Origin of the sequence: Corynebacterium sp. LK26, assembly GCF_014335085.1 — a bacterium.
In the GTDB taxonomy this organism is placed as follows: Bacteria; Actinomycetota; Actinomycetes; order Mycobacteriales; family Mycobacteriaceae; genus Corynebacterium; species Corynebacterium jeikeium_D.
Genome location: NZ_PDHB01000001.1, coordinates 356,572 through 370,375 on the forward strand (window position 1 = coordinate 356,572; position 13,804 = coordinate 370,375).

The following is a 13,804-nucleotide window of genomic DNA, read 5'->3' on the forward strand; positions in this document are numbered from 1 at the left end:
TGACAAAGACCCATTTGGGATCCGGCAAAACGGTTCAATACAAAGGACTGCTAATACTAACACGCAAAACACTACTCAACTTCGAACCGCATGTTTCGCGACTTCGCCCGCACCCGTTTACCGCGTGCAGTCAATTGCTTCGCCGCACGCTCGCCCTTTGTTATTAACCCATTAATCATCACGACAACACTGCCACCACCATCGATGTCATCGACGGCATGGGGAGTCGCTACTACGGAATTGCGCAGCTGAAACGCAGCCTACCCGTACGCTCTTAACGGCGCTCCACGAAGTTGTACATCGGTAACCCATTAACATGGGAGCAGTCAGGCAGTGAATCCATCACACTGTCCTGCAATGGTGTTTCTCCCTCGATGCCGAAAATCCATTTAACCGCAGCATTACCTAGCTCCAGCGGATGGAAAAGGTAACTTACCTCACCATTTTTATCCTTGGGCGCCACACTGCCATGGGTTTGTTCCCATTCAGCCACATCCGTCGGATGTAGTACCTCGACGTGTTCACCGTTAGCGAACGGTACCTCGAAATCCAACAGTCGTCCAGAGCTGAAAAACCGCTGCATGTCAAAATCATAGTCTTCGCAGCTTGCTTCTAATTCCCTGGTAGGAGTCTTATAGTGGCAGAAATCGACAACACTATTGATGCACAGTGACCAACTTTCGCGAGGATCGTTCGCCAACGCTGGGTCCTCAATAAGGTCGTATACGTCGTCGGTCCCGAAAAGCAGCGTTGGCCCAAACGCTACCGCGTGGAAGTACCAATTATGACCATCCTCAATGGTTTCTTCGGAATCAAAGGCGAATTTCCCTGGCCAAATCTTGTCCAATTGCGCAAGAGTCTCCTCTGCGCTCGCAGGAGGATAATTCAAAATATTCGTTCGCGGCAGTTCATCTGAGAGTGCAAAGAGATTAGTTTTGAAGCCCATAACGAACACGATACGCAAAAAGGCGCTCCCCGAAGGGAGCGCCTTATCAAAGTTCACGCAGTGTTTAGCTTACGTCGCTACGTGCGCGGAACCTCGACCATCTCGTAGACCTCGATAACGTCGTCCACCTGGATGTCCGGGTAGGACAGCACCATACCGCACTCGTAACCGGCTGCGACCTCGGTGGCATCGTCCTTCTCTCGCTTCAGCGACTCGATAGTCGCCGAATCCGTAATGACGTTGCCGTCACGAACCAGGCGAGCCTTCGCGTTGCGGCGGACCTTTCCGGACTCGACCATACAGCCGGCAATGAGGCCAACTGCGGAGGACTTGAAGATGGCGCGAATCTCTGCACGACCAATCTCCTTCTCCTCATAGACCGGCTTGAGCATGCCCTTCAGAGCAGCCTCGACATCCTCGATAGCACGGTAGATCACCGTGTAGTAGCGGATGTCAACGCCCTCAGCATTGGCAACCTCGGTGGCCTTGCCCTCGGAGCGAACGTTGAAGCCGATGATGACGGCGTCAGACGCAGCAGCCAGCGTGACGTTGGTCTGCGTGACAGCACCGACACCACGGTCGATGATGTTCAGAGCGACCTCGTCGTCGACCTCGATCTTGAGCAGGGCTTCTTCCAGTGCCTCGACGGTACCGGCGTTGTCGCCCTTCAGGATCAGGTTGAGGGTGTTGGTCTCCTTCAGAATCTCGTCCAGGTTCTCCAGGGAGACGCGCTTGCGACGACGTGCTTGCAGCGCATTACGACGACGTGCGTCGCGGCGGTCTGCAATCTGGCGGGCCGTACGATCCTCGTCAACAACCAGGAGGTTGTCACCAGCACCCGGTACGGAGGTCAGGCCGAGCACCTGAACCGGACGGGAAGGACCGGCCTCATCGACGTCGTTGCCGTACTCATCGACCATGCGGCGAACACGACCATATGCGTCACCGACAACGATGGAATCACCGACGCGCAACGTACCGCGCTGAACGATAACGGTTGCCACCGGACCACGGCCACGGTCAAGGTGAGCCTCAATGGCGACACCCTGAGCGTCCATATCCGGATTGGCGCGCAGATCCAGCGAAGCATCGGCAGTCAACAGCACTGCTTCGAGAAGCTGATCGATGTTGAGACCTTGCTTAGCGGAGATATCGACGAACATAGTGTCGCCGCCCCACTCTTCGTCAGTGAGACCGTATTCAGTCAGCTGACCACGAATCTTCTGCGGATCTGCAGTTTCCTTATCAATCTTGTTGACTGCAACGACAATCGGCACATCAGCGGCCTTGGCGTGGTTAATAGCCTCAACCGTCTGCGGCATGACGCCGTCATCAGCTGCAACAACCAGAATCGCGATATCGGTCGACTTGGCACCACGAGCACGCATGGCGGTAAACGCCTCGTGACCCGGGGTATCCAAGAAGGTAACCTTGCGCTTCTCACCGTCGAGCTCCACCGGCACCTGGTAGGCACCGATGTGCTGGGTAATACCACCGGACTCGTGGCCACCGACGTTGGCCTTACGAATCGTGTCCAACAGGCGCGTCTTACCGTGGTCGACGTGACCCATCACAGTTACCACTGGCGGGCGCTGCTCCAGGTCCTCATCGTCGCCCTCGTCCTCACCGAACTGGAGGTCGAAGGACTCGAGGAGCTCGCGGTCCTCATCCTCAGGCGAGACGACCTGGACCTTGTAATCCATCTCGTCGCCGAGCAGCTGCAGGGTCTCGTCGGAGACCGATGCAGTTGCCGTCACCATTTCGCCGAGGTTGAACAACGCCTGGACCAGCGATGCTGCATCGGCGTTAATCTTCTCAGCGAAGTCAGACAGGGATGCACCACGTGCGAGGCGAATGGTCGTGCCCTTACCGTTAGGCAGCTTAACGCCGCCCACCACGGATGGTGCCTGCATTGCCTCGTACTCGTTGCGCTTCTGACGCTTCGACTTACGTCCGCGACGCGGGGCGCCTCCTGGTCGCCCGAATGCACCTGCAGTTCCACCGCGACGTCCGCCGCGGCCACCGCGCGGTCCGCCACCCGGGCCACCCGGGCCGCGACCACGGCCGCCGAAGCCACCGCCACCGCCACCGCGGCTTGCCTTTGCAGGCATCTGCCCCGGGTTCGGGTGCGAAGGCATCATTGCCGGAGTCGGACGATTGCCGCTCGGCTTATTACCGCGGCCCTGTCCACCCTGCGGGCGAGGGCCACCCTGGCGTGCTCCCGGCTTCGGGCCCGGACGGCCGTTTCCGCCCTGCGGGCGAGGGCCACCCTGACGTGCTCCCGGCTTCGGGCCCGGACGGCCGTTTCCGCCCTGCGGACGCGGCATGTTGGACGGCCGCGGTGCCGGGCGGGAGGATCCGCCGGTCGAGAATGGGTTGTTCGCCACACGCGGTGCGCGTGCGCCTGGCTTCGGCCCCGGCTTCGGGCCAGCAGGCTTCGGCGGGCGTGGCATTTCCTGTCCCGGCTTCGGCGAACGGGACGGTGCAGCTGGCTTGGCACCCGGCTTTGCCGCCGCTGGTGCAGCAGGCTTAGCGCCTGGCTTAGCTGCTGGCTTGGCACCCGGCTTTGCTGCAGCTGGTGCAGCAGGCTTAGCGCCTGGCTTAGCTGCTGGCTTGGCACCCGGCTTTGCCGCCGCTGGTGCAGCAGGCTTAGCGCCTGGCTTAGCTGCTGGCTTGGCACCCGACTTAGCAGCAGACTTAGCAGCAGCCTTGGTAGTTGGGGCCTGGGCAGACGCGTCAGCACCTGCGCCAGCATTCTTCTCTTCGTAGACCTTCTTCATCTTCCTGACGACGGGTGGTTCCACCGTCGAAGAAGCGGTCTTAACAAACTCGCCCTGAGCCTTCAGCTCGGCGAGTAGTTCTTTGCTGGTGACCCCGAGCTGCTTAGCGAGCTCATGGACACGTAGCTTTCCGGACACTGCTCTCCTCACTAGTGGGGGCCGAGCAGCGCCCGATGGCGGATTTGTCCGCGCACCGAGAGCGCCTGCAGGGCTCCCTCTTATCTATTGCCGTTCATCGCTGATGCTTCATCGTGTGCTCATCAGTGTTCAGGTCTTTCTGTTGTCATTTTTCCTGCCTCCCTGCTTAGCGACACGCACATCGTCAGCGGGGGCGAAACCCTCCGCCGCTTCGTAGTGCGTGGCGATAAACTGTTTAACCGGAAACGCATCTACCTGCGTAGATACCTTCAGTGCGCGGCCAAATGCACGGCGCTTGTCGGCGATCTCCCAAGCCTTTAGTGTTGGGGTGATCCAGGCACCTCGCCCCTGCATCCGACGATGCGGATCAGCAACGACGGCTACTGAGCCATCTGAACGGGTGGTGGCGACAATGCGTAGCAGCTCCGAGCAATTGTGGCGCTGCTTAGTTGCAATACAGGTACGTGTGGGTGCAGGCGTATGAGTTGTCGAATTCGGGTTTAGCACCCGCGAAGTCGTCATACTCCTGACGCACCCACCTTCCTGCTAAGAAATTCAGCGCGAAAATTCGCATAGGAAAATCACGCCTTGTCGTTTGGCCACCTCCCAGCATAACCCGAAAAGGCGGAAAAGTGCCAACCCCCTAGGCACTTTCCCGCCACTTTCGCAACCGCTGGGACGCTGACGTTGTGTCTACTCCGCGTCGGAGTGGATATCGATTCGCCAGCCGGTCAGACGAGCCGCCAGACGGGCATTCTGTCCCTCCTTGCCGATAGCAAGAGAGAGCTGGTAGTCGGGCACCACAACGTGTGCACGGCGCTCGTCCATGTCCAGAATCTTGACACTAACTACCTTGGCGGGCGCCAGCGAGTTACCAACGAACTTCGCCGGATCCTCGTCGTAGTCGATGATGTCAATCTTCTCGCCCTTGAGCTCATTCATAATCGAGTTCACACGCTGACCGCGGGGCCCAATGCAGGCGCCCTTAGCGTTGAGGCCCTTGACCGTGGGGCGTACAGCAACCTTGGTGCGGTGACCGGCCTCGCGCGCAATGGAAATCAATTCCACTGCCCCATCGGCAACTTCCGGAACTTCAAGTTCGAAGAGCTTACGAATGAGCTCCGGATGCGTGCGTGACAGGTGAATCGCAACACCGCGCGGTGTCTTGTTCACACCGACGACGTAGCACTTGATGCGGTCACCGTGCTTGAGTTCCTCACCTGGCAGCTGCTCAGCCGGCATCAGAATACCGTCTCGGCCGTTGGCCTCCGAACCGATGTGGACGACGACAATGCCCTTTTCATTGGCATAGACATCGCGCTGGACCACGCCGGAAATGACCTGATTAGACAGGTCTGCGTATTCGTCGAGAACCTTATCGCTCTCCGCATCCCGCAGACGCGAAAGGATGGTCTGACGAACAGCGAATGCAGCGGTACGCTCGAAGTCCTCCGGAGTGTCGTCCCATTCGGAGATGAGATTGCCCTCGTCGTCTCGCTCCTGGGCAAAGACTATGACGTCACCGGTCTCACGGTCGATTTCGACGCGCGCATACTGTGCCGGTGCGGTGGTGTTACGGTAGCTTTCACGCAATGCTCGGGCGACCAGTCCCAGCATTTCGTCGACAGGAATACCCTTTTCCTTTTCCAAGGTTCGCAGGGCAGCTAGTTCAATCTTCACTTGTTATCCTCCAGCCTGGTCAAGGCATCGTCATAGTCTAGTCCCGCAAAATCCTTCTCGGCTGCGGGCGGATTAGAGAATTCAACTTGTACCACTGCACGGGCCACATTGGTTAATTGGACACGCTGGCCAACAGCCTTCAAACGTCCCTTTGGCCCCTTAGAGGTAACGAGAATGATGGATTCTTCATCCGGCGACAGCGCACCAATGCGGGCTGCAATCGCGGAACCGTCGGCAAGCGAAATCTCCGCAATACGACCACGGTTACGACGCCAGTGCCGAGGCTGGGTCAGCGGTGCGTCAATACCAGGAGTGGAAACTTCCAAGGTGTAGCCCTGAGCGCCGAAGTCCGCTTCACCACGTGCCTCCGCGGCATCCAGAGCCGAAGATACTTCATACGTGGCCTGTTCCAGAACATCGAGGTCAGGACGCTCATCTGCGTCAACTAACACAATGACCTGTGACTTTGCGCCGGCGCGAACGACCTTGACATCTTCCACATCCAGGCCGATTTGTGCGAGCGCCGGGCTCACAAACTGTTCAATTTTCTCGGGTGCGGGTATCGCCATAGTCGTAGAGTCTACAGGTCAAGTACTAGGAATTGCGCACCTGGGCGCTTTCCACATACCGCATTGACACAAAGTGCCGCCCGCCGTGGCACCATAGTGAGGTGATTGTTGAACCTCCCTCCCCCAGTTTTGCTTCCGCATCGCATCGCACTCGTACTCTCTCGCGCCGTGGCTTCCTCGCTGCTGCCCTCGCCGTGGGATCACTTCCTGCGCTTTCCGCGTGCTCGCATCTGGTGGCACCGCGCCCCGATTACGCCATTGAGGTTCTCCATGCGCTGGCGGCGCGCGATGCACAGTCGCTTAGCGACGCCAATCCTGACCTCGCAGCGGTGCGCTCCGCGCAGGTTACCGAACTGGATAAGGAAATCACACGCGCCTGCGGCACCCACAAGGACGGTAAACCTGTCGATGAATGTGGCTCGGACGTAGCAGTCCCAGGATCCCTGGTTACCGGTTCCGACGCGAAGCTACTGCTCACGGACTCGCGAAACAATCCCGTACTGACGAATGCCCTGGATTCACGCACTGCATTGCGGGAGGAGCACACTGCGCGCCTCGCCACGGCTGTCGATGGCGGTATCGTCCTCGCTCTGCGTGTTGCGGGCGCTGAGTGGGAGGAACTTATCCCATTGATTCCCAGTGACAGGGATGAAATCTCGGGTGCCGAAGAACAGATGACTAAGGCACTGCAAGCCGAATACATGATGATTTACGGTGTCGGCGTAGCCGCACCACGTCTCGGAGGCGATACCACTACTGCACTTTTGGCCCGTGGCGAGCGCCACCGAATTTTGCGCGATCGTGCCCGACTAATTCTGGAGGATTCCGACGTTGAGGTGCCGGAGAGCGCACCTGGCTATATGCCGGAAGGCGCTCCTTCGCCAGATACGGCACCCGTCGATTACATGATTGCATTGGAGCGCTATTGTGCCCAGGCGTGGGAAGACGTATTGCTCGCTGCTAATAACCCTCGGATGCGTATGTTCGCGCTGCAGGCAGCTGGCGTGGCTGCCGCCGGAGCGGCAGCGCTAGGTGGCAACAACTTGGAGCCGTTGCCCGGGCTCTAAGCCTTGCGAACCAGCTCCGCGACGTGAGCTGCAATGCCGTCAGCGGCGACCTCGTCGGTCTCGTTGGTCAGGCGGTTACGCAGCTCCACCTTGCCGTCCGCGTAGCCACGGCCAAAGATGACCACAAACGGCATACCCAGCAGCTCGGCGTCCTTGAACTTCACACCGGGGCTGACCTTCGGACGGTCGTCGAAAAGCACCTCAATGTCCTGCTGGCTGAGGTCTTCCGCCAGCTGTTCAGCGGCCTCAGCTGCTTCGGCGTTCTTGCCGGCCACAGCGATGTGAACCTTGTACGGTGCCGCGGCAACTGGCCACTTGAGGCCCTTTTCATCCAACTGCTGTTCCGCGAGGACAGCGACCAGGCGGGACACGCCAATGCCGTAGGACCCCATCGTCGGACGAGCACGCTTACCGTTGACATCGAGGATGTCGATTTCAAAGGCGTTGGTGTACTTGCGGCCCAACTGGAAAATGTGACCGATCTCGATTCCGCGCTCGATCTTTAGCGTGCCATGCCCCTCCGGAGCCGGGTCGCCGTCACGCACCTCTGCGACATCGCAGATACCGTCAATCTGGAAGTCGCGACCAGCGACCACATCGACGATGTGCTTGCCTTCCTCGTTGGCTCCTGTAATCCAATTTGTGCCCTCCGCCACGCGGGGGTCAGCAAGGACCTTCACACCGCGATCGGCGAGCCCCTGCGGGCCGACGTAGCCCTTGATCAGGAAGTCATTGGCTGCGAAGTCCTTGTCCTCCAGCAAGCGCGCCTCACCCGGTTCAAATGCGACTTCAAGACGCTTTTCATCGACCTCACGGTCACCGGGAACCAGGATTGCGGTGAGCTGTTCCGGCAGGGCGTTGCCCTCCTTATCGACCTTCTTCGGGTCGACGGCGACGAGAACGCACTTCAAAGTATCGGCAGCAGTGACCTCGCGTCCGAGGTCCGCACCATTGGCCCAATCAACAAGTGCTGCGATTGTGGTGCAGTTCGGAGACTCGTAAACCTTCGCCTCCGGTTGTCCCTCAATCGGCTGCGGTTCGACTGCCGGAATCTTCACGGCTTCCACATTGGCGGCGTACTCACCGTCGGTGGAGACTACGAAGGAGTCTTCGCCACTTTCGCTAACAGCCAGGAACTCCTCGGAGGCCGAACCGCCCATAGCGCCGGAGGTGGCGTGGCAGATTTCGTACTTAATGCCCAGCCGGTCAAAAATTCGCTGGTAGGCACCGCGGTGCAGCTGATAAGAATTCTCCAGCCCCTCGTCGTCCATGTCAAAGGAGTAAGAGTCCTTCATCACGAACTCGCGGCCACGCAGAATACCAGCGCGCGGGCGAGCCTCGTCGCGGTACTTGGTCTGAATCTGAAACAGCGTCGTCGGGAAATCCTTGTATGAGCTGAAAAGATCCTTGACAGCCAGCGCGAACATCTCTTCGTGCGTCGGCCCCAGCAGGTAGTCCGCGCCCTTGCGATCCTTCAGACGGAACAGCTCGGGGCCGTATTCGGTCCACCGATTCGTCGCCTCGTACGGTTCACGCGGGAGCAGTGCAGGGAATGCCAGCTCCTGTGCGCCAATGCCTTCCATCTCCTCGCGCACAACCTTCTCTACGTTGCGCAGAACCTTCAAGCCCAGTGGCAGCCAGGAGTACACACCAGGGGCAGTTCGCCGGATGTAGCCGGCACGGACGAGCAGCTTGTGGCTAGGGACCTCGGCGTCAGCTGGATCCTCGCGCAGTGTGCGCAGGAACAGCTGGGACATTCGCGTAATCATGAATGCTGATTTTACCCGTCGATCATTCTTCGCAACATGCGGGGCATTACTATGGTGCCCATGCTCGTAGTCCTACCCCCATCTGAAACCAAAGCCACTGGTGGCAGCCATCCCGCAGTGGACTTTTCCTCGCTGAGCTTCGGCTCCCTCAACCCCATCCGCGAGCGCATTGCAGCCGATCTCGTGGAGTTAAGTGCGAACAGGGAGGCCGCGATGAAAACACTGAAGCTGGGGCCACGGCTTGCTGACGAAGTCACAGCTAATGCCGCGCTCCTAGAGTCGCCGACCATGCCGGCTCTCGAGCGTTATACCGGGGTGCTCTACGACGCACTCTCCCCCAGCGATTTGCCGGAAACCGGCCGTGCTCGACTCGCCATCGGGTCAGCGCTCTTCGGTGCCATTGGCGGAGACGACCTCATCCCCCACTACCGTCTCTCTGGCACGGTCAAGCTCCCCTTCGCGGATCAGCCTGCCGACGCAGCTCCGACGATGAAGCGCCGTTGGGGCACCGCCATCACCGAGGCTCTCAATGATGTCGACTTCCTCATCGACCTTCGTTCCGGCACCTACGCCAATTTGGGCAAAGTCAAGAGCGCGACAACGATGACCGTGCTCACCGCCGAGGGCAAAATCGTCAGCCACTTCAACAAGCACTACAAGGGCCTATTTGCCCGCGCCATCGCCCTTTCCGACACGGCACCGACCTCCCCCACAGAGGCCGTCGACATCGCACGCGCCGCAGGATACGACGTCTCGCTTGACGACGACACCCTCATCTTCCGCGTCCCGGAAAACTAAATGTCGTCGTTGTAGCGCTTCCGGCCTGCCACAATGGCGGCAATGAGCGCAATGACAGCGATGAAAATGCTGTCGTATCGCGAGCCTTCTCCGCCGAGGAGAAGGAGGCGGAAAATAATCATGGCTCCGAGGTAAAACACCAGGAAGGTCGCAGCGCCCATCCAGATAGCGCTACGCAGCTGATCGTCGGCAAGCAGTCGAGTAACAAGCCCTGCCTTTTGCTGCTCTGGCTCTGGTTTCTTCGACTTGTTGTTGCTCGACTTGTTGTTCTTACTCATCGCCCTCATCCAGGCCCGCGACTTCACCGATGACGATAACGGCGGGCGGCTTGATTGCCTCTTCGACCATTTTCTCGCCAAGCTCGCCGAGTGTGCAGCGTAGCGACCTCTGATTCGGCAGCGTGCCGTCCTGGATGACCGCAGCCGGAGTCTTCGGGCTGCGGCCGGCCTTCATCAGAGCCTCGGCAATCTTTGGCCCGTTCTTAACTCCCATAATGATGGCAATAGTGCCGTGCATCCGGCCCAGCGCATCCCAATTGACCAGCGATTTCCTGTGCCCCGGTGGGACGTGACCGGACACAACAGTGAATTCATGGTTGACGCCACGCATAGTAACTGGGATGCCAATCGTCCCCGGTACCGCCAGTGCTGAAGTAATACCCGGCACAACGCGAACCGGTACCCCAGCCTTCTGTAGCTCCTGAAGCTCTTCAAAACCGCGGCCGAAGATGTACGGATCGCCACCCTTGAGCCGGACCACAAAGTAGCCCTCACGGGCACGATGAACTAGCAGTTCATTGATGCGCTCCTGAGCCATGGCGCGGCCGTAAGGAAGCTTGCCGGCATCAATAATCTCGACATCCGGCTCCAAGTCACCGAGCAGCGACAGTGGACCGAGGTGGTCTGCAACGACAACGTCGGCAAGCCGGAGCAAGCGACGCCCCTCAACGGTAATCAGACCGGGGTCGCCCGGGCCACCACCCACAAGCGCGACCTGACCAGCGAGGTCCCCAGCGCGCGACGCGCGACGGCCGGTCAGCGCCACAGGAGTAAGCGGGCTGGAAGCCCCGGTTTCATCATCGACGAGAATACCTCGGCGGTGTCCCTCTAGAGTCACCTCACGCAGCAACGCCTCGTCACAGCAGACCATGAGAGCCTTGCCCCAGCTCATCGCCTCGGTAAAACCGGTGCGGGTCAAAGTAATACGGCCGTCTGCAGCCCAGGCCTCAATCGCAGTTGTTACTTCCCCACCTTCACACACAGTGACATCAGCGCCAGAGTCCAACAGCCGAGGAATCACGCGCTCTGCAGCCGTGGAACCGCCAATCACCAACACACCGTAGTCTTTGAGAAGCAAACTCATAGCTAACACTTTACCCGGCGCACGAAGCGACAAAGCGACTGACGTTCCCCGGCGCACCCGCCGGATGAACATGCAGGTAACCGGCATGAATCCGCCCAGACTCGGAAACAAAGCCGTCGCGAACTGTTTCGCCTTGATATCCACGCCAACCCCAGGCTGGTTGCCACCCGGCCGCAGCAGCGACACTTGCGGTGTCATCGGTGAGGGCTGTCTTGTGGAACTCGTGACCGCGCACGCGCGTTCCTACCGGGCACAGCGCAGAATCAGTCAGCGCCACAGCCTCCCGGTACCCCAGCTTCAACCGTGCCATGTGCGCTCGCCCCGGGATGATGCCACACATACGGCGCCCACCGAGATCTTCAAGCAGCCAGAGCAGCCCCGCGCATTCGCCGTGAATCAGCGCACCATCATCGGCAGCCTGACGTAGATCGCGGCGAATGTCATCACGAATAGATAGCGCGTCGGCATGCTCTTCCGGGAATCCACCGGGCACGATGTAGCCTTCGGCTTCCGGCAGTTCGTCAACCAATGGGTCAAAATCCACGACCTCGGCTCCAGCGGCCTGCAATAGCTCACGGTGCTCTGCATAGGTAAACGAGAACGCAGGACCCGCCGCGACCGCCACGCGCACGCGGCGATTAAGAGCCAGCGGTGCAACGAACTGTGCAGGGGCCCATGGTTCAGCTGGATAGGGCTGCCGGGCAAGCTGGATAATCCGGTCGATGTCGATGTAGGTTTCCACCAAGTTGGCCATCGATTCAATGACCGCTTCTAGCTGCTCACCCTGCTCGACTGCAGTGACCAGCCCCAAATGCCTGCTGGGCACCTCAATATCAGTCACTCGCGGAATAGCGCCGAGCACCTCGACCCCCATGGCCTCCACAGAACGGGTAATGATGTCCGCATGCCGCGGGCTGCCCACCTGATTAATAATCACGCCACTGACACGGACGTCAGTGCGAAGCGTGGAGAAACCGTGGACAACAGCCGCCGCCGACTGCGACATATGCCGGGCATCAATCACCAACACCACCGGAAGGCCCAACAGTGAGGCAATCTCAGCCGTCGAGCCCTCCACCGATAGCGGGTCGTCACCAATGCGGCCGTCGAAAAGCCCCATAACCCCTTCGACCACCGCAATATCGCTGTCGGCAGCTCCATGTGCGTAGAGCGGCCCAATCATCTCAGGCGCGCACATAAAGGAATCCAGATTGCGCCCGGGACGACCAGCGGCTACCCCGTGATAGCCAGGATCAATATAATCGGGTCCGACTTTGAAAGGTGCCACCGCGTGACGACGCGACAGTGCACGCATCAGCCCCGTGGAGATTGTCGTCTTTCCCGTGCCTGAAGCTGTCGCCGCGATGACAATTCCAGGCGCTACCACTCGATGCCCTTTTGTCCCTTACGTCCGACATCCATCGGGTGCTTAATCTTGGTCATCTCCGTCACCAGATCCGCGACCTCCACGAGCTTCGGATCCGCATCGCGGCCAGTCATCACCACATGCTGGCGGCCGGGACGGTTCCTCAATGTCTCCACCACATCGTCGACATCAATCCAACCCCACTTGATTGGGTAGGTGAACTCGTCGAGGACGTAGAAGTCGTGCACCTCATTTTCCAGGCGCCGTTTAATCTCCTGCCATCCCTCGGCAGCAGCTGCCGCATGGTCCTCCTCAGTGCCCTGCTTACGCGACCAAGACCAACCTTCGCCCATCTTGTGCCATTCGACCGGGCCGCCTTCCCCCGTGTCGTCGTGAAGCTCGCCCAACCGGCGCATGGCAGCTTCCTCGCCAACCTTCCACTTTGCCGACTTTACAAACTGGAAGACACCGATATTCATCCCCTGATTCCACGCGCGCATCGCCATACCGAATGCCGCGGTGGACTTGCCCTTACCTGGGCCCGTATGCACCGCAGTAATCGGAATCATGCGACGCTGCCTGGTGGTCAGTCCATCGTTGGGAATTGATTTGGGGTCAAGCTTTCCTTGTGCCATGGTCTCGATGATAGGCATGGACCACGCCCGCCACGGCTTCGGCATTGAGTTCGGAGAGATTTATGCAGGTCGCACCCAATTCCACGCTGAGTTCCTGTGCCAGCCCCAGCCGCACGCGAGAGCGCTCACAGTCGATAACCACCGTCGCCGCCAACGCTTGACGACGGATCTTTGCGGCCACAGCCCTCGCCTGCTGCAGGCCATTTTTACCCGTTGCTCGGCCGTCGGAGAGCAAGACCATGATTGCGCGCCGTGTGGGCTCCCTATGGGCTTCCCGAACTACCACTTCGTGTGCCTTCAGCAATCCTTCGGCCAATGGAGTTCGGCCACCAGTGCGGACATCTGCGAGGCGACGTACTGCGGTGTCGATAGACTTCGTCGGCGGTAAAACTAATTCGGCGTTATTTCCGCGGAAAGTAACGACAGCGACTTTATCGCGGCTTTGGTAGGCATCACGCAGCAGCGATGTGACCGCGCCGGTGACGGCTGCCAGACGGTCGCGTGCTGCCATGGAACCCGAGGTGTCCACGACAAAGACGACCAGATTGGACTCAGTTCCCTGTCGAATAGCGCCGTGAACGTCCTCCGGTTCCAGGGGAATCATGGAGTCGCCCATGCGGGCGCCACGATTGGCCGCCGCCAGCACTGTCGCCGGCACGTGGAGACCATGGCCTCCCCGCTCGGCACCAATGGT

At 59.6% G+C, this 13,804-nt stretch carries 13 protein-coding genes; 2 read left to right on the plus strand and 11 right to left on the minus strand.

Annotated elements, in window-relative coordinates:
• Positions 1-274: 274 nt before the first annotated feature.
• The 5 genes from CRD13_RS01570 to rimP form a co-directional block, all read right to left on the minus strand.
• Positions 275-1,003 carry a hypothetical protein gene (locus CRD13_RS01570; protein WP_048733528.1) on the minus strand — a complete coding sequence of 243 codons (729 nt, stop codon included), beginning with the start codon at positions 1,001-1,003 and terminating at the stop codon, positions 275-277.
• Between the two features lie 20 nt (positions 1,004-1,023).
• A complete protein-coding gene (gene infB / locus CRD13_RS11090; protein WP_147719065.1) occupies positions 1,024-3,864 on the minus strand; it encodes a translation initiation factor IF-2 in 2,841 nt (946 codons plus the stop codon).
• A 129-nt stretch (positions 3,865-3,993) separates the two neighbouring features.
• The gene (locus tag CRD13_RS01580; RefSeq protein WP_016422585.1) at positions 3,994-4,386 is read right to left on the minus strand and encodes a YlxR family protein; all 393 of its coding nucleotides are present in this window, start codon (positions 4,384-4,386) and stop codon (positions 3,994-3,996) included.
• Positions 4,387-4,557: 171 nt separating this feature from the next.
• Positions 4,558-5,544, minus strand: coding sequence for a transcription termination factor NusA (nusA, locus tag CRD13_RS01585; protein WP_016422584.1), 987 nt, complete (start codon positions 5,542-5,544; stop codon positions 4,558-4,560).
• Complete coding sequence (gene rimP / locus CRD13_RS01590) at positions 5,541-6,113, minus strand: ribosome maturation factor RimP (RefSeq protein WP_016422583.1); 573 nt, start codon at positions 6,111-6,113, stop codon at positions 5,541-5,543. Before rimP ends, nusA begins: the two co-directional genes overlap by 4 nt.
• Positions 6,114-6,214: 101 nt before the next feature.
• Here rimP and CRD13_RS01595 point away from each other — a divergent pair, with 101 nt between their 5' ends.
• Entirely contained in the window at positions 6,215-7,180 is a 966-nt protein-coding gene (locus CRD13_RS01595; protein WP_239271973.1) for a DUF4439 domain-containing protein, read from the plus strand.
• On the opposite strand, the gene CRD13_RS01600 is transcribed toward CRD13_RS01595, so the two are convergent.
• Positions 7,177-8,949, minus strand: coding sequence for a proline--tRNA ligase (locus CRD13_RS01600; protein WP_069358757.1), 1,773 nt, complete (start codon positions 8,947-8,949; stop codon positions 7,177-7,179). The genes CRD13_RS01595 and CRD13_RS01600 overlap by 4 nt on opposite strands.
• Before the next feature lie 60 nt (positions 8,950-9,009).
• Between CRD13_RS01600 and CRD13_RS01605 the strand changes: the two genes are divergently transcribed.
• On the plus strand, positions 9,010-9,747 hold the full coding sequence (locus CRD13_RS01605) for a YaaA family protein (RefSeq protein ID WP_049189654.1): 738 nt from the start codon (positions 9,010-9,012) through the stop codon (positions 9,745-9,747).
• On the opposite strand, the gene CRD13_RS01610 is transcribed toward CRD13_RS01605, so the two are convergent.
• The 5 genes from CRD13_RS01610 to CRD13_RS01630 are packed head-to-tail and all read right to left on the minus strand — an operon-like array spanning position 9,744 to position 13,768.
• Positions 9,744-10,025 (minus strand): hypothetical protein, encoded by a 282-nt coding sequence (locus CRD13_RS01610; RefSeq protein ID WP_239271971.1) that lies wholly within the window; start codon positions 10,023-10,025, stop codon positions 9,744-9,746. The genes CRD13_RS01605 and CRD13_RS01610 overlap by 4 nt on opposite strands.
• Positions 10,018-11,109 carry a uroporphyrinogen-III C-methyltransferase gene (gene cobA, locus CRD13_RS01615; protein ID WP_049170808.1) on the minus strand — a complete coding sequence of 364 codons (1,092 nt, stop codon included), beginning with the start codon at positions 11,107-11,109 and terminating at the stop codon, positions 10,018-10,020. Before cobA ends, CRD13_RS01610 begins: the two co-directional genes overlap by 8 nt.
• 10 nt (positions 11,110-11,119) lie before the next feature.
• Positions 11,120-12,496 (minus strand): cobyrinate a,c-diamide synthase, encoded by a 1,377-nt coding sequence (locus tag CRD13_RS01620; RefSeq protein ID WP_049189650.1) that lies wholly within the window; start codon positions 12,494-12,496, stop codon positions 11,120-11,122.
• On the minus strand, positions 12,490-13,110 hold the full coding sequence (gene cobO / locus CRD13_RS01625) for a cob(I)yrinic acid a,c-diamide adenosyltransferase (RefSeq protein WP_187401190.1): 621 nt from the start codon (positions 13,108-13,110) through the stop codon (positions 12,490-12,492). The genes CRD13_RS01620 and cobO overlap by 7 nt, the downstream gene beginning before the upstream one ends.
• Complete coding sequence (locus CRD13_RS01630; protein ID WP_224784241.1) at positions 13,091-13,768, minus strand: VWA domain-containing protein; 678 nt, start codon at positions 13,766-13,768, stop codon at positions 13,091-13,093. The genes cobO and CRD13_RS01630 overlap by 20 nt, the downstream gene beginning before the upstream one ends.
• Positions 13,769-13,804: the final 36 nt, after the last annotated feature.

Coding starts and splice junctions, on each gene's coding strand:
- CRD13_RS01580 (WP_016422585.1), bottom strand. CDS start 4,386: ATGACGACTTCGCGGGTGCTAAACCCGAATTCGACAACTCATACGCCT.
- rimP (WP_016422583.1), bottom strand. CDS start 6,113: ATGGCGATACCCGCACCCGAGAAAATTGAACAGTTTGTGAGCCCGGCG.
- CRD13_RS01600 (WP_069358757.1), bottom strand. CDS start 8,949: ATGATTACGCGAATGTCCCAGCTGTTCCTGCGCACACTGCGCGAGGAT.
- CRD13_RS01605 (WP_049189654.1), top strand. CDS start 9,010: ATGCTCGTAGTCCTACCCCCATCTGAAACCAAAGCCACTGGTGGCAGC.
- CRD13_RS01610 (WP_239271971.1), bottom strand. CDS start 10,025: ATGAGTAAGAACAACAAGTCGAGCAACAACAAGTCGAAGAAACCAGAG.
- cobA (WP_049170808.1), bottom strand. CDS start 11,109: ATGAGTTTGCTTCTCAAAGACTACGGTGTGTTGGTGATTGGCGGTTCC.
- cobO (WP_187401190.1), bottom strand. CDS start 13,110: ATGGCACAAGGAAAGCTTGACCCCAAATCAATTCCCAACGATGGACTG.